17 protein-coding genes are annotated in these 24,274 nt (G+C 53.4%); 10 read left to right on the forward strand and 7 right to left on the reverse strand.

What is annotated here, in order from left to right:
* Positions 1-70: 70 nt before the first annotated feature.
* The gene (gene purD / locus ACO6S1_RS10425; protein ID WP_422342635.1) at positions 71-1,351 is read right to left on the reverse strand and encodes a phosphoribosylamine--glycine ligase; all 1,281 of its coding nucleotides are present in this window, start codon (positions 1,349-1,351) and stop codon (positions 71-73) included.
* Here purD and xseA point away from each other — a divergent pair.
* The 3 genes from xseA (at position 1,350) to ACO6S1_RS10440 (ending at position 4,037) form a co-directional block, all read left to right on the forward strand.
* Positions 1,350-2,840 (forward strand): exodeoxyribonuclease VII large subunit, encoded by a 1,491-nt coding sequence (gene xseA, locus ACO6S1_RS10430; RefSeq protein WP_422342636.1) that lies wholly within the window; start codon positions 1,350-1,352, stop codon positions 2,838-2,840. The two genes, purD and xseA, sit on opposite strands and share 2 nt — an antisense overlap.
* A gap of 91 nt (positions 2,841-2,931) precedes the next feature.
* A complete protein-coding gene (locus tag ACO6S1_RS10435; RefSeq protein WP_422342637.1) occupies positions 2,932-3,141 on the forward strand; it encodes a DUF2093 domain-containing protein in 210 nt (69 codons plus the stop codon).
* Positions 3,141-4,037 carry a M23 family metallopeptidase gene (locus ACO6S1_RS10440; protein WP_422342638.1) on the forward strand — a complete coding sequence of 299 codons (897 nt, stop codon included), beginning with the start codon at positions 3,141-3,143 and terminating at the stop codon, positions 4,035-4,037. Before ACO6S1_RS10435 ends, ACO6S1_RS10440 begins: the two co-directional genes overlap by 1 nt.
* Positions 4,038-4,059: 22 nt before the next feature.
* On the opposite strand, the gene ACO6S1_RS10445 is transcribed toward ACO6S1_RS10440, so the two are convergent.
* Positions 4,060-4,623: a hypothetical protein gene (locus ACO6S1_RS10445; protein WP_422342639.1), complete on the reverse strand. Its 564-nt coding sequence runs from the start codon at positions 4,621-4,623 to the stop codon at positions 4,060-4,062.
* 399 nt (positions 4,624-5,022) lie between these two features.
* On the opposite strand from ACO6S1_RS10445, the gene ACO6S1_RS10450 reads away from it, so the two are divergent.
* The 3 genes from ACO6S1_RS10450 (at position 5,023) to ACO6S1_RS10460 (ending at position 8,835) form a co-directional block, all read left to right on the forward strand.
* The gene (locus ACO6S1_RS10450; RefSeq protein ID WP_422342640.1) at positions 5,023-7,974 is read left to right on the forward strand and encodes a TonB-dependent receptor domain-containing protein; all 2,952 of its coding nucleotides are present in this window, start codon (positions 5,023-5,025) and stop codon (positions 7,972-7,974) included.
* Between the two features lie 117 nt (positions 7,975-8,091).
* Positions 8,092-8,469: a hypothetical protein gene (locus ACO6S1_RS10455; RefSeq protein WP_422342641.1), complete on the forward strand. Its 378-nt coding sequence runs from the start codon at positions 8,092-8,094 to the stop codon at positions 8,467-8,469.
* 45 nt (positions 8,470-8,514) lie between these two features.
* On the forward strand, positions 8,515-8,835 hold the full coding sequence (locus ACO6S1_RS10460) for a hypothetical protein (RefSeq protein ID WP_422342642.1): 321 nt from the start codon (positions 8,515-8,517) through the stop codon (positions 8,833-8,835).
* A 10-nt stretch (positions 8,836-8,845) separates the two neighbouring features.
* Here ACO6S1_RS10460 and ACO6S1_RS10465 read toward each other — a convergent pair whose 3' ends face one another.
* From ACO6S1_RS10465 to ACO6S1_RS10475, 3 genes are all read right to left on the reverse strand, one after another.
* The gene (locus ACO6S1_RS10465; protein WP_422342643.1) at positions 8,846-9,895 is read right to left on the reverse strand and encodes a hypothetical protein; all 1,050 of its coding nucleotides are present in this window, start codon (positions 9,893-9,895) and stop codon (positions 8,846-8,848) included.
* Positions 9,896-9,926: 31 nt separating this feature from the next.
* Positions 9,927-12,524 (reverse strand): ATP-dependent chaperone ClpB, encoded by a 2,598-nt coding sequence (clpB, locus tag ACO6S1_RS10470; protein ID WP_422342644.1) that lies wholly within the window; start codon positions 12,522-12,524, stop codon positions 9,927-9,929.
* A gap of 89 nt (positions 12,525-12,613) precedes the next feature.
* The gene (locus ACO6S1_RS10475; protein WP_422342645.1) at positions 12,614-14,212 is read right to left on the reverse strand and encodes a leucyl aminopeptidase; all 1,599 of its coding nucleotides are present in this window, start codon (positions 14,210-14,212) and stop codon (positions 12,614-12,616) included.
* A gap of 114 nt (positions 14,213-14,326) precedes the next feature.
* On the opposite strand from ACO6S1_RS10475, the gene ACO6S1_RS10480 reads away from it, so the two are divergent.
* Positions 14,327-16,507 carry an acylase gene (locus tag ACO6S1_RS10480; RefSeq protein WP_422342646.1) on the forward strand — a complete coding sequence of 727 codons (2,181 nt, stop codon included), beginning with the start codon at positions 14,327-14,329 and terminating at the stop codon, positions 16,505-16,507.
* A gap of 306 nt (positions 16,508-16,813) precedes the next feature.
* On the opposite strand, the gene ACO6S1_RS10485 is transcribed toward ACO6S1_RS10480, so the two are convergent.
* The gene (locus ACO6S1_RS10485) at positions 16,814-18,487 is read right to left on the reverse strand and encodes a hypothetical protein (RefSeq protein WP_422342647.1); all 1,674 of its coding nucleotides are present in this window, start codon (positions 18,485-18,487) and stop codon (positions 16,814-16,816) included.
* Between the two features lie 170 nt (positions 18,488-18,657).
* Complete coding sequence (locus tag ACO6S1_RS10490; protein ID WP_422342648.1) at positions 18,658-19,305, reverse strand: LuxR C-terminal-related transcriptional regulator; 648 nt, start codon at positions 19,303-19,305, stop codon at positions 18,658-18,660.
* 70 nt (positions 19,306-19,375) lie between these two features.
* Between ACO6S1_RS10490 and ACO6S1_RS10495 the strand changes: the two genes are divergently transcribed.
* From ACO6S1_RS10495 to ACO6S1_RS10505, 3 genes are all read left to right on the forward strand, one after another.
* Positions 19,376-21,388 (forward strand): sensor histidine kinase, encoded by a 2,013-nt coding sequence (locus ACO6S1_RS10495; RefSeq protein WP_422342649.1) that lies wholly within the window; start codon positions 19,376-19,378, stop codon positions 21,386-21,388.
* 152 nt (positions 21,389-21,540) lie between these two features.
* Positions 21,541-23,685 (forward strand): TonB-dependent siderophore receptor, encoded by a 2,145-nt coding sequence (locus tag ACO6S1_RS10500; RefSeq protein WP_422342650.1) that lies wholly within the window; start codon positions 21,541-21,543, stop codon positions 23,683-23,685.
* A 14-nt stretch (positions 23,686-23,699) separates the two neighbouring features.
* Positions 23,700-24,272 (forward strand): hypothetical protein, encoded by a 573-nt coding sequence (locus ACO6S1_RS10505; RefSeq protein ID WP_422342651.1) that lies wholly within the window; start codon positions 23,700-23,702, stop codon positions 24,270-24,272.
* The last annotated feature ends 2 nt before the right edge of the window (positions 24,273-24,274 follow it).

A 24,274-nucleotide genomic window follows, 5' to 3' on the forward strand; every position in this document is an offset into this window, starting at 1 on the left:
GGCGGTTGGCTATTTCAACAACAAGTCAATAGAATTGGCGATTCTGGTCGATACTGATCTGTTGGCCGACTCAATCGCGGCGTTCCCGGGCAACCTCTCGCCACCCGATATCGCGCCTGCAAAAACCGCTTTCGAAATCAATCTTGTCGACAGCGGTATATGCTTTCGTCTGCGCTTCGGTTGTGGTTCCACCCAGAGCCGTGACATTGAGTACGCGGCCACCATTTGCAACCAGCTTCCCATCGACTTCCGCGGTTCCGGCATGGAATATCTTCGTTCCTTTACGTTCGGCTCGGGCGAGATTCTGGATCTTGCCACCTTTCTCTGGGGTGCCGGGATAGCCGGTCGCGGCCATCACCACTGTTAAGGCTGTTTGCGGGTCAAACTCGGGGGCACTGATCTGGCCGAGTTCACCTTTTGCGGTGGCCAGCATGATAGCAGCAAGATCCGACTTCAACCGCAGCATCAGCACCTGGCATTCCGGATCACCAAAGCGGGCATTATATTCAATGAGCTGCGGACCGGTTTCGGTCAGCATCAGTCCCGCGAACAGCACGCCACTATAAGGTGTGCCCTCGGCGGCAAGCGTGTCGACGGTAGGTTGGATGATCTCGTCCATGACCTGTTTTTGTAACGCCTTGGTCAACACTGGTGCCGGACTATAAGCGCCCATGCCGCCGGTATTGGGGCCGACGTCACCTTCGCCGACCCGTTTGTGATCTTGTGCGGTGCCAAACGGGATGACGTTTTTGCCATCAGTAATCGCAAAAAAACTTGCTTCTTCGCCGGTTAGGAATTCCTCGATCACCACTTCCGCACCAGCATCGCCAAAGCCGCCCTCAAACATCATCGCGATTGCTTCTTCCGCTTGTGCAAGGGTTTCGGCAATTATGACGCCTTTGCCTGCGGCTAGTCCGTCTGCCTTGATAACAACCGGAATTGTGAATTTGTCGAGCGCGGCCAATGCATCCGCTGTATTTGTCGTGCGCACATAGCCAGCCGTGGGAATATTGGCGCGAGCACAAAGGTCTTTGGTAAAGCCTTTGGAGCCTTCAAGCTGTGCCGGGGCTCTGTCCGGGCCGAACACCAATATGCCTGCCGTGCGTAGGCTGTTGCCGAGCCCGTCCACTAAAGGGGCTTCCGGTCCAACTACCACAAGATCAATCTTGTTACGCCCGCAAAACTGGGCCACTGCGGTATGATCCAGAACGTCCAGTTTTACGCACTCCGCATGATGGGCAATGCCGGGATTGCCCGGGCTGGCATAAAATTTCTGGACAGACGGGGATTGCGCCAGCTTCCATGCCAAGGCATGTTCACGGCCACCGGACCCGAGCAACAGGATATTCATGAACGACTCTCTTTCTTTAGACGCGAAGCTGTTAGCCGAGAGCGGCGCTGGCGACAATGCCGCTCCTCTTTCGGTGTCAGAAATATCCGGCAGCTTGAAGCGGGTTGTTGAAGATTGTTTTGGCTATGTGCGGATCAAGGGCGAGATTTCCGGTTATAAGCGCGCGGCATCCGGTCATGTCTATTTGGCACTAAAAGATGACAAAGCTGTGCTGGATGGTGTGATGTGGAAGGGCAATGCCGGGCGGTTGCCATTCCAGCCGGAGGATGGGATTGAGGTCGTCGTCTCCGGCAAATTGACCACCTATCCGGGCCGTTCCAAATATCAGGTCGTGATCGACAAGATGGAATTGGCTGGTGAGGGCGCGCTGATGCAGCTTTTTGAAAAGCTGAAAGCCAAATTGCAGGCCGAGGGCCTGTTCGATCAGGATCGCAAGCGCGCGATACCTTTTCTGCCCAAAACCATCGGCGTGGTGACATCGCCGACCGGTTCCGTCATTCGGGATATATTGCACCGGCTGGCAGATCGTTGTCCCAGCCATGTGGTCGTTTGGCCAGTGCTGGTGCAGGGTGATGGCGCCGCGAAGCAGATCGCCGGGGCAATTGACGGCTTTTCGAATATGCAAACCGATGGCGCGATGACCAAGCCTGATTTGGTAATAGTTGCACGCGGCGGTGGTTCGATTGAAGATCTGTGGAGCTTCAACGAAGAGGAAGTGGTTCGGGCGGTTGCGGATTGCTCTATACCGGTTATTTCCGCGGTTGGGCATGAAACCGATACGACCCTTTGCGATTTTGCTGCCGATTTACGGGCACCGACCCCGACTGCAGCGGCGGAAATGGCGGTTCCGGTGCGTGCGGAATGGCTGGCGTCGCTCAGTGAATCGAAAGCACGGATGGCGCGATCGATACAACGGGGCTTTGCAACTGCCCAAGAGCGGCTGGAAGCGCAGCGCCGCCTGATGCCCGCGCTAACAGATTTGCTCCGCCCGCATCAACAGCGCGTGGATGAACTGACGGATGGGATGAAATATGCCATGGGACAGAATGTAGCCGAGGCAAGGAGCCGCTTTTCCGCATCGGAAGGGGCGTTACGACCCGCCATGCTCCGCCAGCGGCTGGACACGGCTAAAAGCAGGCTGGGGCGTCTGGATCTGCCGGTCGCGCTGATCAAGCGGCCGCTGGATGACGCCCGGCAAAGGCTCGACAGCCTTTGGCGATTGGCACAACAAGTCTCCCCCGATGGCCCTTTAAAACGAGGCTATGCGAGAATATCGGGATTGGATGATCAGTTTATTGGCAGCAAGGTGGCGGCAAAAAATGCAGGCGCTGTCAATCTGCATTTTCATGATGGCACCGTGGCGGCACAGATTACCGACACGCCGGCTGAAGCTGCAAAAGCGGGCCATCGAAAAGCCAGGCCGGTAACGAAGCCAAAGCCTTCAAAAGCGAAAAAACCGTCGGATAACAGGCAGCCCGATTTGTTCTAGGCCAATTTTTGTTATAGAAGTGGTAAATATTTGCCAGTAATTATATAGCTGGTAAATCACCAGTAAATGCACTGCGAAGTAAGGTTTTTCTATGTTAATGTCTCATCGCAACAAAATCGCAAAGCTCTATTACATGCCGAACGGGTTTCGGCCGCTTTCCTCCGGTGATCATGTTTTATGTGCCATTACCAGTGAGCAGATTCCGCTGGAAGATCTCCGCTATTGGAGTGTCGAGAAGCAGGAGGCCTATGCAACGGCACAAGTCTCTGCCCAGGCGCATTTGCCGGAAGAAGAAAAATAATGAATTTCAAGAAAACCGTCATCGGCGGCACCATGGCTTTGGCTGGCGTGGCCGCTTTTTCGTTACCCTTGTCTTCAACATTGGCGGAAAGCGCCGGTACTGAAGACGAAGCCGCCGAAGAATCGGCGTTTCGGCAAGCGGTTAAATTCGGTTTTACCGGACAGGAAATTCAGGGCGGAGTGATGTTGGGCAATGCACCTGCAGGAACACGCAGTCTTTCATTTGAAGGACAACCTGTGCCGGTGGATCAAGATGGCAAGTTCATTATCGGGTTTAACCGCGATGCCGGCCAGTCTGCGCAAATGGTTGCAACGCTGGAAAATGGTGAGACGGTCAAGAAATTTTTCAACGTCGCACCACGCAAATGGAATATCGAACATGTCAACGTCGCCCGCCGCAGCGGCGGGCCAAGCGCAGCCTTCATGGAGCGCCGCCGTCCAGAGTTAGCGCAGATAAATGCTGCACGTCAGGTCAGAAGTGATAGCAAAGGCTGGCGGCAAACATTTATTTGGCCAGCGAAAGGCCGGATCTCAGGGATGTTTGGGTCGCAACGTGTCTACAAGGGCGAGCCGGGCAGCTACCATAGCGGTGTGGATATTGCAGGCGGGGCAGGGACATATTTCGTCGCACCAGCCGATGGTGTTGTCACGTTGGCGGCGGAAAAGCCGTTTTCGCTGGAAGGCAAGCTGCTGATGATTGACCATGGTATGGGCCTCAACAGCGCATTTCTTCATGCGTCCGAAATTCTCGTCAAGGAAGGCCAGGAAGTAAAGCGTGGCGAACCAATCGGCCGGATCGGCGCCACTGGTCGGGCAACCGGACCACATTTGCACTGGTCGATGAAATGGAACAAAGCGCGCATCGACCCGATCCTGCTAACCGGGCCGATGGATTAGACCAGACGCAAAAGGAAGCGGTTCAGTTGACGATCCGCTTGACCTTGAAGGCGCGCCCGTCATTCACTTTCGCGACGAAGCTACCTAATGAACCGCGTTCTATTACAATGGTGTCGCCAACTTTTGGCCGTCGAGAAGTGCTTCGCGGTGCTGCAGTTTGCTGCCAAACCGCGCCATCTTCCAACCTTAGAGTCCATTTGCTACCTGACCCCTTGCGCACCGAGGCTATTTTGCCTTCGATCTGATTAACCTGGTCACCTTCATCGCCATCTCCACTAAATAGCCTGATCCGCGGTAGCGACAGTCCGAACAGACCGCGTCTGGCTTCCCGGATTTGTTCACGATCAGCAATCACGACCTGATTATTGGATTGTGCCGATTCCAAAGCGGCGACTTTTTCATCATAACAAGCCAGTCTTTGGTCGGCGTCAGATATGTTCTTACAGGCAACGAGATCAGTATAAATGGCCGGGGGTGTGGAAACCGCTTTGTCCCTGTCGGCTGCCAAAGCCGGAACACTGCTCAACATTGATGTACATACAAGTGCAGACAAGAATCCGCGCGATGCGATTTTATGACTTTTCATATTTTACTCCATCCCAACTTTCGGCATGTTTCTAATGGCTTTCTTTCCATGAAACCTCTGATTGCAACAGCCCTAACAGATTGTAGGTGGGGCGCAATCGTCTGGGTTCATGGTAAATGGCTGCATCAGCCTTTTCTACCACAATGTAAATTAAACTAACGGCCTTAACTGGTTAATTATGCATGGTTCTCCCTATATGACTGTGACAAAATAGTTACATTATCTACAAAAGCGGGCCGAAAAGCTGAACATGAGCTTTACAGAATTGTGCAATTACGGCATCTGCCAGCCATTCCGATGGAATATTGCGCGTGTCCAAAGCGTGTTTGATTCGACCGGACAACTATAGAAGCGGGCCATTGGGGGCCCTGCTCCTCCAGAATAAGGGACTGGAATAACATGAAAAAATTTACGAAGCTGATGAGCGGTACAGCACCACTGGTGCTTGGTCTCGCTATGGTTTCAGCACCTGCCTATGCGCAGGACCAAGACGTACAAGACGCGGATGCAGTGGATGAGGAAGTCATCGTTGTTACCGGTTCTCGTATCAGCAACCCCAATTTGGAGCTTTCCAGCCCGGTTGGCGTTGTAACCTCCGAAGAACTGGAACTGCGGCAGACCAACACTGCTGAGCAATTCTTGCGCGAACTGCCTTCGGCAATTCCAAGCATTGGTTCTGCTGTTAACAACGGTAACGGTGGTTCTTCTTTCGTGAACCTTCGCGGTATCGGTTCTCAGCGTAACCTTGTTCTGCTTGACGGACGTCGTTTCGTTCCTGCTGACACCACCGGCCGTGTTGACCTAAACTCCATTCCATTGGCAGTCATCGAGCGTACTGATGTTCTGACCGGCGGTGCTACCACTACATATGGTGCTGACGCGATCTCAGGTGTTGTTAACTTCATCACCAAGCGCGACTTTGCTGGTATTGAACTGAACCTCAGTGAGCAGCTTACCGAGCAAGGCGACGGCAACGTATTCCGTGCTGACCTTACCATTGGTGCTAACTTCGACGATGGACGTGGTAACGCAGTATTGAGCGTTGGCTACCAGGACCAGGACCCTGTTTTCCAGGGCGACCGTTCGTTCTCAGAATTCAACGTCGGTTCTTTCACGGGTACAGCGGGCGGTTCTTCTAACGCTATTCCTGCTGTTATCGTTGGACCTATTCCAGGTGGCTTCGGTCAGATCGCTCCAGACGGATTGACTGTTCTTGAAGGCGTCTTTGATCGTCCATTCAACTTTAACCCGTTCAACATTTTCCAGACGCCATTCGAACGCTTCAACATTTATGGTTCGGCTAACTATGAAATCAACGAAAATGTAGAGCTTTACTCTCAGGCAGCGTTCTCGAAGCAGACTGTTTCGACGATCATTGCTCCAGGTGGTTCGTTCTTTAACAACTACGACATCAACCTGAACAACCCAACCATCCCCATCGGAATTGCTAACCAATTCTGTGCCGGTCTTGGTTTGACGGCTGCTGAATGTACTGCTGGTATCACCACGCCATTCGGCCCAACGCTTGCTGACGGTTCGCCAAACCCTGACTTTGTTCAGGTGAACACGCAGGTTCGTCGTCGTACAATCGAAGCTGGTACACGTAACTCTGAATTCACTTCGACGCTGTTCAACATCGTCATAGGTGCTCGCGGTGCGATTACCGACAATATCAGCTACGATATTTCGGGTACATATGGTGAGAGTGAGCGTATACAACGTCAAAGCGGTTTTGCTCGTCGCTCACGTCTCGACGACAGCTTGCAGGCTCTGCCAGATGGTACTTGTATCTCAGGCAACGCTGGTTGTGCGCCGATCAACTTGTTCGGACTTCAGGGCGATCTGGGTTCACAGGAAGCTATCGATTATGTGTTTAACCTGACACAGCAGGTTATCACTGCAACTTCCATCGCAACCGTCAACGCTTCTATCAATGGTGATCTTGGCTTCGGTTTCTCCGAAACACCCATTCAGTTTGCTGTTGGTGGTGAGTACCGTGCCTTTGAAGCAACCCGTCAGTCTGACTCAGCATCACAAACTCCTGGTGCTGTTGTTGGTGCTGGTGGTGCGGCTCCAGACATTTTCGGCGACTACGATGTTTATGACGCTTTTGGTGAACTTAGCATTCCAATTTTCGAAGGTGAATCGTTCGCTGAAAGCCTGACCATCGATTTGGGTGCCCGTTATTCGGATTACTCAACCGCTGGCACAGAATTTACCTGGAAAGCTGGCGGTGCTTGGGAAGTTATTCCTGGCCTGACATTCCGTGGTAACTATCAGCGCTCTTCACGTGCGCCGAACATCGGAGAATTGTTCGCTCCAGTATCCACTGGCTTGAGCAACCTTGCGAACGACCCATGTCAGGGTCCTGTCGCTCCAACCGGTAATCTGCTTGCAGCTTGTTTGCTTCAGGTTCCTGCTGGTAGCCCAGGTGCTGCTGCGGTTTTGGCTGGTACGGTACTTCCACCAGCCGCTGGTCAGATCAACATCACCACTGGCGGTAACCCAAATCTGGAAACAGAAACGGCAAAAACTTGGACTGCTGGTGTTGCTTGGCAACCTGACTTTGTTCCTGGCCTGTCATTGACCATTGATTATTTCAATATCAAGGTCACTGGTGCTGTTTCGTCTCCAACTGTTGGCGACGCCATTGCTGCTTGTTTCGACGCACCATCAGGTAGCAACGAATTCTGTGGACCTGAGTTTATCTCTCGTAACCCGAATACGGGTGGTCTCGACGGTGATCCATCGAACACTCTCGGTTTGGTTCTCGCGCAGAGTAACTTGGGCACAATCGCTACCGATGGTATCGACGTCAGCGTTCGCTATTCAACCGACATCACCGACATGATTGGTTTGTCAATGTCGTTTGATGGTACTTGGACCAACAAGAACCTGTTCCAAGCGTCGCCAACGGCTCTCAACCGTGAGTGCATTGGCTTCTATTCGGTCAACTGTAACCCACAATCCGAATTCGCTTTCTCTCAGCGTACTTCTGTAACGTTCGATGAAGATTACACATTGTCTCTTCGCTGGCGCTACCTGAGTGGTGTTGAGCAGGAACCACAGGACATCATCGACAACGGCGAAGCCTTCATCGGTGATTCACCATTGTTTGGTTCTGTAGACTTCACTGAGATCCCAGCGGAAAGCTATTTTGATCTTTCCTTCCAGTGGGATGTGAGCGAAAACGTATTGTTGACGTTGACCGCACAAAACCTGTTTGATAACAAACCAGGTATTGTTGGTTCGGACATTGGTTCAACCGCGTTTAACTCTGGTAACGTTTACCCATCAAGCTACGATACATTGGGTCGTCGCTATGGTGCGAGTGTTAAATTCAGCTTCTAATCAAAACGGTTAGAATTGAAATGAAGAGGGCGGGCCGTTTGGCCCGCCCTTTTTCGTTGCACTGTAATGTAAACTTGATACTATTTATGAAGATATCGGGCACTGGCAGGGGTAGTAATGATTGTTACTCGTCTTAAATTGGCAACTCTCTCTGTTTTATTTCTAAGCTCTGTTGCATCGAACGCTGCTACCTCAATGCTTCGCCAAGCATCTGAACAAGAAGTAGAAGAGGTTCCACCCGGCCTGGTTAATGTAAAAATGCTGCCGCCAGAATTGGATGAGCAGCAATCTGTTGATGTTGAAAAGCCAGCGGACAAAATCTCGGACAAGCGTCATCCCGATTATGTTCGGTGCCGCGTTGAGCCAGTGGCTGGATCCATCATCAAGCACCGCAGAGTTTGTATGACCAATCGCAATTGGAAGCTCGCGATTAGACTAGGTAACAAATATGCAAGTGATTTTGTTGCCGACAATCAACCCGGTTTTTTTCCGTAAAAAATCGATCTCCCCACCTAAATATCAGTAAATAAAGGATATATTATGAATAAATTGCGTCAAATTACCGCAAGCGGTGTTTTTGCCTCTCTGTTGGTAATCGCTTCCCCGGCGGTTGCTTCTGACACAGTCACTTCCACAGTCGAAGAAGTGGAAACAAAGAAAGAAAAACCCAAGAAGATCACGGATCGTAACCACCCGGATTTTGTTCGCTGTCGTTCAGAGCCTATTATTGGGTCTTTGTCTCGAAAGCGTCGGACGTGCATGACCAATGCTGAATGGAAAGAAACCAACAGAAAAGGCAACAGAGCAAGCCGTGATTTTGTTGATGATAATCAGCAAGGCTTTGCTCCCGGAAATAACTAGACAGTTTCGGTTATAAGAGCTGAGAACCAATTCTCAGCTTTATACCCTGACTATCTGCCACTGCCTTGGTCCACGTCGCTACCATATCAATCTCTGCGCCGTGGACCTGCGCAACCTTTTGCTGCTCGTCATCGCGTGCTTTGGCATCAAAAGTCTCGCCGGGCTTCGCCTGATCAAGTTTTGAATGACTCGTAAAGGCTGGACCTTGAATGACAGCGTTTATTTGTGCGTCATTCATTTCTAGTCCGTAGTGATTGCATAGCGCCTCTATCGTCTCCGGAGACCGTGCCAAAAACGTATCACTGTCCAGCGTTTTCACTCGATCTTCACCGATCTCTTCGATAATTCTGGCATACAGCGCATGCTGAGAGAGCCAACCGATAGCAGCGACTTGCAAATCGGTTAATTGTAACAGTTCATCTTGGGAAAAACCGCCTACGGCATAGCCGTCTTTCAGAGTGCCGATCAGGACGTCACGAACCCATATGCGGCCCCACATTTCCTTTTTAGCGATTGATTTTAGAAAGCCCTCAATAGGGGCGAAGAGCAGAAGTGCTTTGGCATCCGGGCGCAATCGTAATATGTCGATGGCCAGCGGATTGCAGATATTTGATGGTTTGATGATTACTGCACGATCTTCGCCAAAGGGTCGAGCGAGGAGGTTCAGGCTTGTGTCAATGACTTGTTTTTGCTTCGCCGGATCCGCACCACGCCGGCGCCAACCAATCATGTCATTCAGAACCACAGGCTCTTTTAGCCCCATCGAAACGCCCTCAATATCAAAGGCGCGGGCGAGCATGGTGGAACAGCAATAGGCCGAATGAAAGATGAAATGCACCGGTACGCTGTCAGAGAAGGTATCGGGAAGCGTGGAGCGGGCGATCGCCTTATATTGGTCGACATTGGGCAGATGCTCATCCGTAATGAATGTACATCGGCGGTGGACATCACGCGGGACCGAGAGGAACCGGAACGCATCGCCGACCTCATCATAACGATGCGCCAAATAGCTGGCATCGCCCAATATTTCGTCCGGTTGCACAGTGTTGATCATCGTCATTGTCTGCCCAAGATCAGCCGTGGGCGCAAGATCAACCTTCGACAGCCTCGACCACCGGCACCATTTCCAGAGAGCCGTCACCCTCGTCAATCTGTACGGTGCTATTATCCGGAACATTGCCGCGCAGGATCATGTCGGCAAGCGGGTCCTGCAGATATTTCTGGATCGCGCGTTTAAGAGGCCTTGCACCGTAAACGGGATCAAAACCAACCCGGCCCAGCCAGCGTTTCGCAGCATCGGTCAATTCGAGAACAATCTTGCGATCCTTTAGCAGCTTCTGAACCCGGGCGACCTGTATCTCGACAATCGGCGCCATATGCTCTTCTGCCAGTCGGTGGAACAGGATGATCTCGTCGAGGCGATTGAGAAATTCCGGGCGGAAATGGGCGCGGACAACTTCCATCACCTGTGGTTCGACATCCTTGACCTTCTGATCGTCTTTCAGGTTCGCCATATACTGGCTGCCCAAATTGGATGTCAGGATGATCAATGTGTTGGAGAAATCCACGACCCGGCCCTGACCATCGGTCAATCGGCCGTCATCAAGCACTTGGAGTAGGACGTTGAACACGTCGCCATGGGCTTTCTCGACCTCGTCAAACAAAATGACCTGATAGGGCCGGCGTCTTACCGCTTCGGTCAGCACACCACCTTCTTCATAGCCGACATAGCCCGGAGGTGCGCCGATCAAGCGAGCGACGCTGTGCTTCTCCATAAATTCGGACATGTCAATGCGGACCATTGCCTGGTCATCATCGAACAGAAATCCTGCGAGTGCCTTGGTAAGCTCTGTCTTGCCGACACCGGTGGGGCCGAGGAAGAGAAAGCTGCCGAGCGGACGATTGGGATCTTGCAGCCCGGCACGAGAACGGCGGACGGCCGATGACACGGCATCAATCGCGTCTTTTTGACCGATAACCCGTTTGCCGATGAGCTCTTCCATGGCGAGCAATTTTTCGCGCTCGCCTTCGAGCATTTTGTCAACCGGGATGCCGGTCCAACGCGATACGACGGAGGCAATATCTTCGCTGACCACTTCCTCGCGCAACATGGCGCCTTCGGTCGCGCCGCTGGCTTCTTCGAGCTGGCGCGTCAGATCAGGAATCTTGCCGTAGCTCAGCTCCCCCGCCTTCGCGAGATCGCCGGCCCGTTCGGCCTGTTCCAGCTCCAGCTTCGCAGCATCCAACTGTTCTTTGAGATGCGCTTCGGCATGGATCTTGTCTTTTTCGCCTTGCCAGCGGGTCGTCAGTTCCGTGGATTGCTGTTCCAGCTCCGCCAGTTCTTTTTCCAGCGTTTCCAGACGGCTTTTCGATGCATCATCGCTTTCCTTGGACAAGGCTTCGCGCTCGATCTTGAGCTGGATGATTCGCCGGTCGAGTGTTTCGATTTCCTCTGGCTTGGACTCGACTTCCATGCGTATGCGCGAGGCAGCTTCGTCCATCAGGTCGATGGCTTTGTCCGGCAGGAAGCGGTCGGAGATATAGCGGTGCGACAGAGTCGCGGCGCTTACCAATGCGCCATCGGTAATCCGCACGCCGTGGTGCAATTCATATTTTTCCTTCAGGCCGCGCAAGATGGAGATGGTATCTTCCACCGTCGGTTCGCCAATAACAACCGGCTGAAAACGGCGCTGCAGGGCGGGGTCTTTTTCGACATATTTCTGATATTCATCGAGCGTAGTCGCGCCAATACAATGAAGCTCGCCGCGCGCGAGGGCGGGCTTGAGCAGATTGGATGCGTCCATTGCGCCTTCGGAAGCACCGGCACCGATCAGCGTGTGCATTTCGTCAATAAACAAAATAATCTCGCCCTCGGCACCGCGCACTTCGTCGAGCACGCCTTTGAGCCGTTCCTCAAACTCGCCGCGATATTTTGCGCCAGCGATGAGCGAGCCCATGTCGAGCGCCATCAGGCGGCGATCTTTCAGGCTATCTGGCACATCGCCATTGGCAATGCGGAGCGCCAGCCCTTCGGCGATAGCGGTCTTACCCACACCAGGTTCACCGATAAGAACGGGGTTATTCTTGGTCCGGCGGGCCAATATTTGGATTGTCCGGCGGATTTCCTCATCACGCCCGATGACCGGGTCCATCTTCCCTTCGCGTGCGGCCTCCGTGAGGTCGCGGGCAAATTTCTTCATCGCTTCATAGCGATCTTCGGCAGATGCCGTGTCAGCGGTACGGCCACCGCGCAGTTCATTAATCGCGCTGTTCAGGGCATCCGGAGTGACGCCGGCATCGGTCAATGCTTTTCCCGCTGCGGTATCTTTGGAGAGCGTGAGGGCAAGCAGCAGGCGTTCCACCGTGACATAGCTGTCACCGGCTTTTTCAGCGACTTGCTCTGCCTGATCGAGGACACGCACGGCATCGTTGTTCAGCCCGGGTGTCTGCTGTGCACCGCTACCCGACACCGCTGGTATCTTGGCAAGCGCTTCATCGGTGGCAAGATGCGCCTGTTTGGCATCGCCGCCAGCTTTGGCAATCAGGCCAGCAGCCATGCCCTGATCGTCTTCCAGCAACGCCTTGAGCAAATGCGCAGCGGTAATCTGCTGATGGTTCATGCGGATCGCTACTGTTTGGGCAGATTGCAAAAAGCCTTTGGCGCGATCAGTAAATTTCTCGAGATTCATTGTCCCGTTCCCTCATTTCTGGTTCTAACCAGATATGGAGTGATGTTTTTATCACACAAGGGAGCGGGACAAATATTTGTTACAAATAGCTATTCGGCGGTCCAGTCGCGTGCCAGTTGATCAAGCAAGCGAACACCGAAGCCGGATGCCCCTTTAGGCGTCAGAGGTTTTGCGGAATTGTTCCAGTCAACACCGGCAATATCCAGATGGGCCCAAGGCATCGATTCATCGATGAAATAGCCAATAAAATGAGCCCCTGCGCTCGCGCCCGGGGCGTCGGTTACCCCCGAATTTTTAACATCGGCAATGTCCGAACGTATCGCTTTGGCATAGGCCGGATGCAGGGGCAGCCGCCATAAATGCTCGCCTGTGTCATCGGCAGCTTTCAGAAGGCGATCGGCGACAGCATCCTCGCGCGCGAATAGTCCGGCATATTGATCGCCCACCGCACGTCCGACTGATCCGGTCAAGGTCGCGATATCAACCAGCGCAAAGGGCTTGTAGCGATCCGCCACATATTGCACCGCGTCGGCGAGCACCAAACGGCCCTCTGCGTCTGTGCTGAGGATTTCGATGGTCTTACCGCCATAGGTGCGGACGACATCGCCAGGACGCTGCGCATTGGCACCGGGCATATTTTCAGCCAGCGCGGCAACTGCTACAACATTAACCGGTGCACGGCTCTTGGCCAGCGACAAGGTGGCCCCCATTACAGCAGCGGCGCCCGACATGTCGGCCTTCATCGCCCACATGCCCGTATTGGGCTTGATCGAGATACCGCCCGTGTCAAAAGTGATGCCCTTGCCAGCCAATGCCAGCGGCGCCCCGCTTCCGCCGGTATAGCTAACCAGCATCATTCTCGACCCGCGTGGGCTGCCCTGACCGACACCGACAATCGCGCCCATATTCATTTTGCGCATCGCGGCTTCGTCGAGGACTTCGATGCGGATATTGGGAACGCCTTTGAACGCTGCGCTCACCCGATCCACAAAACTCTGTGGGTAGAGGGTATTGGCTGGTTCGCTTTGGAGATCGCGGACCATCCTGACACTGTCAGCAAGATGCTTATGGCGATTGCTCCAGAGGGCTTGTGCCGCAGATGCCTGCGGGCCAGCTATTGTAACCTGTTGGCTGGCAGGCGCTGTTTCGACATCGGTCTGATAGCGATCGAACCGGTACTGGCCCAGATCAAGGCCAAGGGCGGCATCGGCCATGCCGGTGGCATCGGGAGGACCAACCAACGCCAGCGCTGTTTCTTCCGTCATCAGCTTTTGCACGGCCTTGCCAGCGGCTGATTTCCAGTCCGGTTCCTGGTCACCCGGTCCCGCTTTGTCGGATTGGGCCGCACCGGAAAGCATTATGAGGGGACGGCTGCCAATCCCGCGCAGTTCGAGAGTGCTTCCCGTCTTGCCCTTGAAGTCGGCAGAGGCGATAGCCGCTTCCACGGCATTGCGTTCGGCAGGTGAAAGAGCCGAAATATCCGGCAGTTCAGCGCTCTGCATTAGAATTATCAGGCCTGCATCGGCAGGCGCTTGCTCGGCAAAGGCGATCGGACGTTCGGTGCTGTTCGGAACTGTACTTGCAGGCACACCCGATCCAAGCACAGATTGTGCGTTTATCGGGGCGGCAAGGGTTAGAGCGGACAAGGCGGACAATAGAGAAAGGCGAGAAATTTTCGGTTTTGGCATGAACGATCCTTTGTGGCTTTGATGATCGGGAGGCTACCCGGTTGACCAATGTCGCAACTTTGCGCAAGAGCAATCAAAAGGGCAAGGTTGATTGCCATAGAAAAGGGAAATGGGATGAAGGTGATCAAGCGAATTGGAATGGGATTGTTAATCCTGATTTTGCTCGTTGCCATTTCGCTGGCTGTCTGGGAGCCGTTGAGCGTTTCGCCTGCATCGCCACCTCCCAAAAAGGACTATGAAGCGCGTATCGTCCGCGATAATTTTGGCGTACCCCATATTTTCGGAAAAACCGATGCCGATGTCGCTTACGGTGTTGCCTATGCCCATGCCGAAGATGATTTCGTAACGCTGCAAGAGGTGACTGCGATGACCCGGGGACGGCTCGCAACACTCAACGGTGCGGATGGCGCGCCGATTGATTTTGTCGCGGCGCTGCTCGATGTCGATGGCACAGTCAAACGCAAATATGATGATCTGCCCGAAGATGTGCGCGCTGTACTGGAAGGCTATGCTTCGGGCCTGAATGCTTATGCTGAAGAACATCCGGATCAGGTTAGCCTGTCGAATTTGTTTCCGGTCAACGGCCGCGATATTGCCGCCGGTTTCGCGTTGCGGTCGCCATTTTTCTTTGGGCTCAATGGCCCGATACAGGCGCTGACCGAGGGCAAACCGCTGCGCCGCGAAGGCGGACCCAGTCTGGCCGTGCCGATGGAAAACCGCACCGTGCATCCTCTGAGTGAAGACAAGATCATCACGCCAGTGGGGCCGGATCCTGATGAAAACGGGTCCAACGCCTATGCAATTGCGCCGGAACGTTCGACCGATGACAAGACCCGGCTGATTTCCAATTCGCATCAGCCTTTGCGCGGAAATGTCGCGTGGTATGAACTGGTTGTGCATAGCGAAGAAGGCTGGGACTTTGCTGGCGCCAATTTCCCCGGATCGCCTTTCCCGTTTCTTGGACACAACAAGAATCTTGGCTGGACCAATACGGTTAACCGGCCTGATCTGATTGATATTTACAAGCTCACGCTGAACGAGAAGGGCAATGCCTATAAATTTGATGGCGAGTGGTTGCCGCTGGAGAAGAAACGCGTCTGGCTGAAAATCAAATATGGCCCGTTTGTCATTCCCTATCCGCAGATGATTTACCGTTCCATCCACGGACCAGTGATCATGAACGGCAATGGTGCCTATGCGCTGCGCTATGCGGGCATGGACCAGCTCGACATGCTGACCCAATATTACCGGATCAACAAGGCGCAGGATTTCGACCAATGGCAAGCCGCTATGGCGGGGCAGGGCGTACCTGCGACCAATTTCATCTATGCCGATGCCAAGGGTAATATCGGGATGTTCTATAATGCCATGTTCCCCGACCGTGCGCCGGGTTTTGACTGGCGGACGGTGCTGCCCGGCGATAATCCGAATGCGGTGTGGCAGAATACACTACCGTTTACGCGCGTGCCTGCGCTGATCAATCCAGCTTCTGGTTATGTCATGAACGCCAATAACACGCCTTATGTTGCGGCAGGACCCGGCGATGAATTGAACCCGGAAACTTTCTCTCCGCTGATGGGGATCGAGAATGACCAGACCAACCGGTCGCGCCGGTCGATTGAACTGCTGGAAGCCAATGGCAAGATCGGTGAGGAAGAAATCCGCAGGATCAAATATGACACGGCCTATGTTCAGGCCGGCTATGCCAAGGACTGGCTCGACAAGATCGCCGCATTGGATCTGAAAGACGATCCGCAGCTGGCAAAGGCGCAGGCCCTTCTGGCCAAATGGGACTGGGATCTTGATGGCAAAGGGCCTGCCGACGCGCTCGCTCTCAAAGTCCTGCGTCCGGCAAACAAAGCGCATTACCAGCGCGGCGAAGTGCCTGATCCGCGAGAAATATTGCAGGAGACGGTCGATCATCTGACCCAATATTTCGATCGCATCGATCCGCCGATGCTGGAGGTCTTGCGCCTGCGCCAGGGCGATGTTGACCTTCCTATCGATGGTGGCAATGATACGATCCGCGCCTCTACACTTTGGGATATTGAAGAGGACGGACGCCTGTCGGTTCGCCATGGCGACAGTTTCATCATGTTTGTCGAATGGGACAAGGCTGGCAACGTGAATTCACGCTCCATACAACCGTTCGGGGCCGCAACGACACGGCCGGACAGCCCACATTATACGGACCAGATGCAGCTGTTCGTGGACAAGAAGCTCAAACCCGTCTGGTTTGACCCGGCCGAGCTGGAGAAGAACAAGGCAAGCGAAAAGGTGGTTGGTCGGAAGTAGATTGCGGGATCAACGAGGAAAATGCGCACCCGGCTAAGCATCTGCAGGAAGAAAGCACGGTACCGTAGCGAACAGGATGCGCACTTGGTCGCCCAGCATGCTGATTTCCCGCTCCGTCCCTATTTATGCGACCGCTGCCGGCAGTTTCATCTGACCAGCCGCACCAAAGGAAAACGGGTCCCGCGGCCCGCTGATTGAAGTTCCCAATACTCAATTGCGATGGGCCAAACGAAAAAGGAGGAGCGGTGGCCGCTCCTCCTTATGCTGAACTGTCGAAATCGAGGGTCGCTTCCAATTTCGATCAGATCAGCAATCCTTGTCATTTTCCTTCTTGCGGAAAATGTTACCCAGATTACAGCCGACTTTCTTTGTGACCTTGCCGGTGTTTTCCAGATGATGCTTGGCGCGGTCACCCATGACTTTTGCAGTCGCTGCGACAGGCTTGTCGCTGGTCAGGGCTGCTGAGTAAGCCGCGCGTCTTTCCCTTCCGCTTTGCAAATCCATGCCGGTGGAATTTTCAATTTTCACCCGTTTGTCATCACCATAGGCCTGCATATTTTCTTTGAATTTCCCTTTCGTCGTGAATGTTTCACCAATCTTGCGGAAATTCTCCCGGTGATGCGCTGCACGAGCCTTTGCGACATCGCCCAGCTTCACATCCTTGTCGAAAATCGCGGATCCATATTGGAATGTAGTGGAAATGGGATCCTGTATATCGGCTCCAGTCGCTGCTTTAATCCCTTCGGTGCCAACGATCTCAGCCGCGACCACCACGGCGCCTACACCAGTGCCCGCCAGCGCTGCGCGGCCCGCCCTGCCAACTTTTCCGGCGGTCGCGCCGGCTTTGGCCATTTTGGCAAGCTTTGCAGCATCTGCAGCGGTGGATGCGGCTTTTACTCCGCCCGCACCGCGCGCTACCTGAGCCGCACGACCGGCTTTGTTCAGTTTGGAAACATCGCCCGCCTTGTTAATCCGCTGCATCAGCTGGGCTTCGCTGGTGGCTCCGCCGATTCCGCGGGCCGCCTGCGCGGCTGTGCCTTTCCCGATAAGCTGTCCAGTTCCTTTGGGACCGGCCTTTTGCAAGATGCCTCCTCTCAGGGCGCCTTCTGTGAGTTTCGCTGCGGCTCTACCGCTGCCAGCGACTTTTCCGGCCGAGCCAACCATTTTTGCCGTTTTGCCGATGGATCCGCTTGCCTTGTAAGCGATACCGCCGACCACAACTGTACCAATACCCAGCTTGGCCTCATCGGAAAGACCGCCTTCATCGGCGCTGTCATTGCTGTTGGTGGCGAGTTGGGGCTGCCCAGCTACGCCCGGGGGTAAAAGACCGCAGTTACCACACCGCTCCACGAAAGGTTCTGTGACGCCCGGCTCCAATGCCGGTTGAGCTTCAATTCTGGGGTGTCCGATAACGCCGGGTTGTGGTGGCCCCAGCGCATGTGATGGCGGTCCAGGACGACTATGATATTGGGCGGGTACCCGACTTTCCTGTATCGCCGCAAGGAAATGCTGGGGATAGAATAATTCTACCGGATCAAGATGGTAGGTGACTGGAACCAGTGACGCGACCGTCGCTGTGATCGAACCGTCCGCCTGGACTACCATATTGGCCTTCGCCATCAGCGGCAGATCGTCCGCAACATATTTGTTGGGTGCTGTCTGTTCGAAATTGCGTAACACAACCATGTCCGGCTGAACCTCGAATACAAAGGCGTGGATCCAGCTTTCCAAGGCGTAAGCGCGTCCCGCCTCGACAATGATATGTTTGCCCAGTTCACGAATCTGCCAGACGCCATCAATGGCCATAGGCTGTGTAACCGCAACCTGGTCTGCCTTTGGTAACAACCCAGGAATCTGCGCCTGCGCCGTCTGATGCGGCAGCGGTGTGATAACCGCGCTGGCTGCGGCCAGCGTCAGCAAAGCACCTGAAATTTTCAAACCGATTTTTTTACCCCGAAAGGATTTGCTTTCCTTTTTCATCGTCTCTTCCTTCACATCGGAAACCAAAATGGTCCCGCTCCTTGCCATCTTGGGTAGCAAGTAAAGGTGAGAGGCTGAATGAGGTGAATCCCCCATTTCGAAATCGATGGAACAACGGCTATTTGCCGGTCATGGCAACCATTCCATCCAATATTATTTTTTTAACGGGATCAGATTTCTGCGGCAGAATCAATCAATCCCTCACGCAGCGAATAAGCGATCAGCTGCGCAACCGAATGAACGTCCAGTTTCTGCATGAGATTGGTTCGATGGCGGTCCACTGTCTTGGCGCTAATCCCCAGATGACCAGAGATTTCTTTGTTGGATTGCCCGGCGACGATCAGGTTCAGTATTTGCCGCTCGCGCCCAGTCAGGCCACTTTGCTGGGGCGCATTGTCCATGATGTCGGTAAAAAATGCCGAAATATATCGACCACCCTGAAGGATCAACGGGACATGCTGGTACAGTCCCTCGTTATCCTCGGCTTTGGAAAACAGGCCATCGACACCGGCTTCGATCAACTCGGCCACTTTGCCCATCGCCGATATACCGGTAAACACAATGATCCTTGTGTCCGGCGACCAGCGCCGTGTTTCAACCAGGACTTCGACGCCGCCCGCAATGGGCATGGAAACATCAAGAACAAGCAGATTCGGCCGATACTGTTTGACCGCCGCAATCGCATCCATTCCATTGCCCGCTTCTGCAACGATTTCGACAATATGTCCGTCGACAAGCTGCTGGTTTTCCAGAGCAGACTTCAAACCCGAACGGACAATCGCATGGTCGTCGGCAATAATGGCGGTATAGTGGCTCATTCCAGTTTTCTGCTCTGCTTGCCTTGGGGCATTTGCTTGCTCTACAACATGCTACAAATGATTGTAACCTATGACATTTCTTAACTTAAGCAAGCAATCCGTCCAATCAGATTTGCGCTTCAGGAGCCTGATCGTCGTTCTCATCATGATCGTGACCATGGGGCTGAGCCAGGCAATAGCGGCACCTGTTGTCACATTGGTGCCTGGTGAAAACCGGACCAGTTTGGCAAGCCAAATGACTTATGAATTGGGCGAAAATCGGACGCTAGCGCAAATGGTTTCGGAATATGAGGCGGGCAGATTTAAAGCCAGCGTACCGACAACCGAAGAGGATTTTATCGCCTATTCCGATATTTGGTCAGCGGTCACATTAAGGAACGGCTCAAAGCCGGATGGACGTCTGGCAGATCAGTGGATTGTGACCTTCGATGCCTTTGCCGTTCGGCATGCCGATATTTTTCTGGTTCGAAATACTGGAGACGTGGACCGATTATTATCTTTCTCATCGGCAGAACCATATGATCCTGCAATTTTCAGCGGGACACAGATCAAATCCAAACCCATGATCTTGCGACCGGAGGAAACAGCTATCCTGATGGTGCGGACCTCCAAACTCATGGCCGCTGCACCCAGCCTTGCGATAAGGGATGAAGCGGACCTTATCGAGCATGAACTGCGCACCGCTGCGCTGAATGCGGCTTTTTATTCGCTGGCCGTCTTCGGACTGATTGTGATGTTAGGGGTTAACATATCGCTGAAAAGTTACGTCGGAGTCCGATATGCCTTGCTTTTCTGGTTGTTGCTCGCTGCCTTATCCTTTGATGACAATATTCCCATGCGCTTTTTGTATCCGGGCCATCCGGAGTGGAATGCATATATCGGCTTTCTGATCAGCTATGCCTGCATCATGTTCGGCTTTTATGTCGCCGGGGCCTCGATGGTCACCCGCAAGGGTAGCCACCCCTGGTCCAAATATGTTCAGTGGCTGGCTGTGGTGCCTGTTGTGACCTTGGTGATGATTCCGTTTATTCCTCGGGTTACCAGCTACAAGATCCAACTTGTGTGGACCGGCATCATGTGCCTTGCACATTTCCTGCCGCTATACTGGTGGGAGAAATCATCCAATCGCAGATTGATTGAGATGTGGGCTGGACTGATCATCATTTTTATCGCGTTTGTAATCTACGCCACGTTGATGTTCAGCGGATATCTGGAAAACCAGATCGTTTTGCGTAATTTTGCCAAAACAACATTCATTGTGATCGGGACACTGGTCATGCTGGGCCTGACCTACGGTATCATCTCTCTGAGAAGAGAGCATGACCGGGCTCAGGAGCAAAAAATCCGCGTTCTCAAACAGGATGCGCAGACCAGCAAGCGCCTTCTGGAAGCCGAGAAAAATTATTCGCGTGCCCGGGACCAGGCGGCGCTAAGGCAACGGCAGCTTGCAACCGCATCGCATGATATCAGGCAGCCAATCAGCGGTCTTCGGATGAGTCTGGATGCCGTGTCCGCTAAGCTGGGCGACGCAGAGAAAGCCAATATTCGCGAAGCACTGGATTATCTCGAAGCACTTTCCGGGGATTATCTGTTGGAAAGCCGACCCTTGCCCGCCGAACCGGAGGCGGCAGACGAGCCTTACCCCCTGTCGATGATCTTCGAGACCGTCGGGCAAATGTTTCGTGAAGAAGCGATATCGAAGGGACTTCAGCTTCGCATTGTTAAGAGCAGCATAAAAACTAAAATTCCGCCGTTGGTGTTGATGCGGATGGTCAGTAACCTCGCGTCCAATGCGGTCAATTATACCGATAAAGGAAAGATACTGATCGGAGCCAGGCGTCGTCCGAATGGTTTCACGATTGATGTACTCGACACTGGCTTGGGCATGTCGGCTGATGAGATCACCTATTTTCAGTCAGCCTATGAAAAAAGCGGCAAATCAAAAGGCGAAGGGTTGGGGCTCGCAATCTGCCAAGATCTGGCGAAGAAAAATGCCCTGCATATGGAGGTTCGCTCCAAACCTGGTCGAGGGACTTGTATAAGCATTTCCACCACGACCAACCCGATCGAGACTATTAGCTGAACGCCCCGTCATCGGGCATCCTAGCAACCGCTTCGCGAGCAAAAGCAGCTGCAGATGAGATGACTTCACACATCCGTAATGATAATGATTCTTATTTACATTAGCAATATAGGTGATTATGGGCTCCCCTTATCTGAAAATGAGGGATCAAAATGAAAATGAAGCTTCTTTTGGTGATTACAGTTCTGGCATTGCCGTCTTATGCATTTGCGCAGGATTCTAGTGGAAATGACAGAGATTCATCTGAAGAAGACGATATTATCATCGTTACCGGTCAACTCTCTGATTTCGGTGCGCTGAAATCAGCAACCCCGATTGTAGAGACCGCGCGGTCGGTTACTATTGAAACAGAAGAGCAATTTCGCGACAAGGGTGCGCTCACTCTCGACGACGTGCTGAACTATATCCCGGGCGTTGTCGGCGATACATTTGGCTTTGCGACACGCGGCGACTTTCCCCAGGTGCGCGGCTTTGACGCAGCGGAATATCGCGATGGCCAGCAAGTCCTGTTTGGTTTTTACAACAATACGCGATCCGATGTATATGTGCTGGAACAAGTCGAGGTTTTGAAAGGCCCGGCATCGGTGCTCTATGGCAAGGGCACGCCAGGCGGCATCGTCAACGCGGTGTCGAAACTGGCTGGCCCGGACAAGCAGAGCGAAGTCGTCTTTGATGTCGGCACCTTTGATCGCTATCAGGCCGCCGCAGATCTGAACGCTGAACTTGCTGATAATCTCTTTGTGCGGTTCGTCGGCCTTTACCGAGATTCAGATACACAGGTTAATTTTGTCAATGACGATGCCGTCATCATCATGCCGTCGATAACCTATGATGACGGCCAGACCCGGCTGACGGCGATGCTCGAATATGTCGACCGTGACAGCGATACAGCCCAGCAATTTCTGCCCTTGACCGGAACCGGCTGTGTCAGCGGGGATGTTGCAATCACACCGGCGGCAGTCTGTGTGAATGCTTCAGGTGAACGGGTTGAGCTTGATACCTATCTCGGCGATCCGGATTTTAACCGCTATAATACAAATTCTACTTTGGTGAGCTTGCTAGCCAGCCACGCCTTTACCGACAATTTCTCGATTGACGGCATTTTCCGATATAAAGATGCGGATGTCGACTATCGGCAATCCTATATTGATTTTCTCGGCGCAGTAGGCCCTCCGCGTGTCGATGCCAATGGCGATGGCGGACGGACATTTTATCGTAGCAACGCCTTTTCCGAACAGGCCGCGTTTGATCTGCGCGCCCGCTGGACATTTGATACCGGACCGATTGAACATGAGCTGTTCGGCGGTATTGCCTATCAATATGTGAAAACCGGCAACGAAGTGATTTTTCTGAGCGATCCCGCAACGCGCGCTTTCGGAACGATAAATATCTTCAACCCTATATATGGCAACGTACCAACCGCGCTGTTTGACGATGCCAATTTTTTCGATGTGGGGGACACGATCACCGATGATTACGGTCTCTATCTCAACAATCAAATGTCGATCGGTGATCTCAAACTGAATTTTGGATTGCGTTATGACGACAGCAAAACGGAAAGCCTTGGCAATGTCCAAAAGGATGATGCGGTTTCGTTCAGCGTCGGCGCGCTTTATGCCTTTGAAAATGGCATTTCGCCTTATGTCAGTTTCGCTGAGTCTTTTGAGCCGGTGATCGGCACCGATGGTTTTACCAATAATCCGCTGAAACCACGCGAGGGCAAGCAATGGGAGGTGGGTATCAAATACCAGCCGCCCGGAACACAAACCTATATTACATTGGCCTATTTCGATATTGAAGAGTCCAATCTGCCCAATCCATCGTCGCTGATCAATCAACCGGACAGCCAACAGGAAGGCGTTGGCACCGTCAAAGGTTTTGAAATGCAGGCGCAGACGACGCTGGGCGACTGGTATCTGGAATTGAACGGCAGCCTCTTGGATACCGAGACAGCAGATGGTGTCCCCTTTGCCTCCATCCCCGAAGAACAAGCGTCGGCCTGGGTGCAATATCAACCAGTTGCCGGTGTACTGGAAGGTTTCAAAACCGGCTTTGGGTTGCGCTATGTCGGGGATAATGAAAGCAATGGATCTGGTGCCGTCGGCCCGATTCGGGTGGTGACCGATGGCAATGTTCTCGGCGACTTTTTGCTGGGTTATGAGACCGAACGCTGGGACGTCACTTTCAACGTCCGCAATATTACAAACGAGAAATATTTCTCCACCTGTCTGGCGCGCGGCGACTGTTTCGTCGGTGAAGAGCGCACCGCGGTTGTTCGTGTCGGATATAAGTTCTGATCATGGAGAGCGTCTTGCTTTGGCAATGTGTCGGCGTCGCGGCGGCCTTGGGTGGGATATTCCTGCTGCATAAAGCCTGGCAAAAGCGTCTGAAGGCGCAACGGGAGGCGCTGGCCGGGTCGTTACTGGTGCTTTTTTCCCTTGTTGCATGGGCGCAAACCAGCGGCGCCGACAAAGGGGTTGCCTTGGGCATCATCGTCGTCGTGATTATCGGCGGACTGGCGGTTTTGATGACCGCTTTGCAAGTGCCAAAGCGGACCAAGAGAGAAGGCCGCGCGGTGCCACAGCGGGTGAGCGAACCTCCGCAAACGGGTCCCGCGCTGTGGCTCCGGCATATTTACAATGGCGTTTTGCTGTTTCTGATAACGGGCCTGGCCGCCGTCTTCCTGTCCGCAGGATTGTTCCTGCTGCTGCGTTGGCTGGGAATGGAGCACGGCGTTAATCTGACCCTGATCGCTTTTCTATTCTCGATCCTGTGGGCCAGTTTAGCGGTTTATGTTGGGTCACAACCGACGATGCTGCGGAAATCATTGGTAATATGGGGTCTGGCAATTGCTCCGGCTGTCGGCTTGGCCCTGGCAAGTTAAGG

It is taken from the genome of Parasphingorhabdus sp., from assembly GCF_965233695.1.
Taxonomy (GTDB): domain Bacteria; phylum Pseudomonadota; class Alphaproteobacteria; order Sphingomonadales; family Sphingomonadaceae; genus Parasphingorhabdus.

Coding starts and splice junctions, on each gene's coding strand:
- xseA (WP_422342636.1), top strand. CDS start 1,350: ATGAACGACTCTCTTTCTTTAGACGCGAAGCTGTTAGCCGAGAGCGGC.
- purD (WP_422342635.1), bottom strand. CDS start 1,351: ATGAATATCCTGTTGCTCGGGTCCGGTGGCCGTGAACATGCCTTGGCA.
- ACO6S1_RS10435 (WP_422342637.1), top strand. CDS start 2,932: ATGTTAATGTCTCATCGCAACAAAATCGCAAAGCTCTATTACATGCCG.
- ACO6S1_RS10440 (WP_422342638.1), top strand. CDS start 3,141: ATGAATTTCAAGAAAACCGTCATCGGCGGCACCATGGCTTTGGCTGGC.
- ACO6S1_RS10445 (WP_422342639.1), bottom strand. CDS start 4,623: ATGAAAAGTCATAAAATCGCATCGCGCGGATTCTTGTCTGCACTTGTA.
- ACO6S1_RS10450 (WP_422342640.1), top strand. CDS start 5,023: ATGAAAAAATTTACGAAGCTGATGAGCGGTACAGCACCACTGGTGCTT.
- ACO6S1_RS10455 (WP_422342641.1), top strand. CDS start 8,092: ATGATTGTTACTCGTCTTAAATTGGCAACTCTCTCTGTTTTATTTCTA.
- ACO6S1_RS10460 (WP_422342642.1), top strand. CDS start 8,515: ATGAATAAATTGCGTCAAATTACCGCAAGCGGTGTTTTTGCCTCTCTG.
- ACO6S1_RS10465 (WP_422342643.1), bottom strand. CDS start 9,895: ATGACGATGATCAACACTGTGCAACCGGACGAAATATTGGGCGATGCC.
- clpB (WP_422342644.1), bottom strand. CDS start 12,524: ATGAATCTCGAGAAATTTACTGATCGCGCCAAAGGCTTTTTGCAATCT.
- ACO6S1_RS10475 (WP_422342645.1), bottom strand. CDS start 14,212: ATGCCAAAACCGAAAATTTCTCGCCTTTCTCTATTGTCCGCCTTGTCC.
- ACO6S1_RS10480 (WP_422342646.1), top strand. CDS start 14,327: ATGAAGGTGATCAAGCGAATTGGAATGGGATTGTTAATCCTGATTTTG.
- ACO6S1_RS10485 (WP_422342647.1), bottom strand. CDS start 18,487: ATGAAAAAGGAAAGCAAATCCTTTCGGGGTAAAAAAATCGGTTTGAAA.
- ACO6S1_RS10490 (WP_422342648.1), bottom strand. CDS start 19,305: ATGAGCCACTATACCGCCATTATTGCCGACGACCATGCGATTGTCCGT.
- ACO6S1_RS10495 (WP_422342649.1), top strand. CDS start 19,376: ATGACATTTCTTAACTTAAGCAAGCAATCCGTCCAATCAGATTTGCGC.
- ACO6S1_RS10500 (WP_422342650.1), top strand. CDS start 21,541: ATGAAAATGAAGCTTCTTTTGGTGATTACAGTTCTGGCATTGCCGTCT.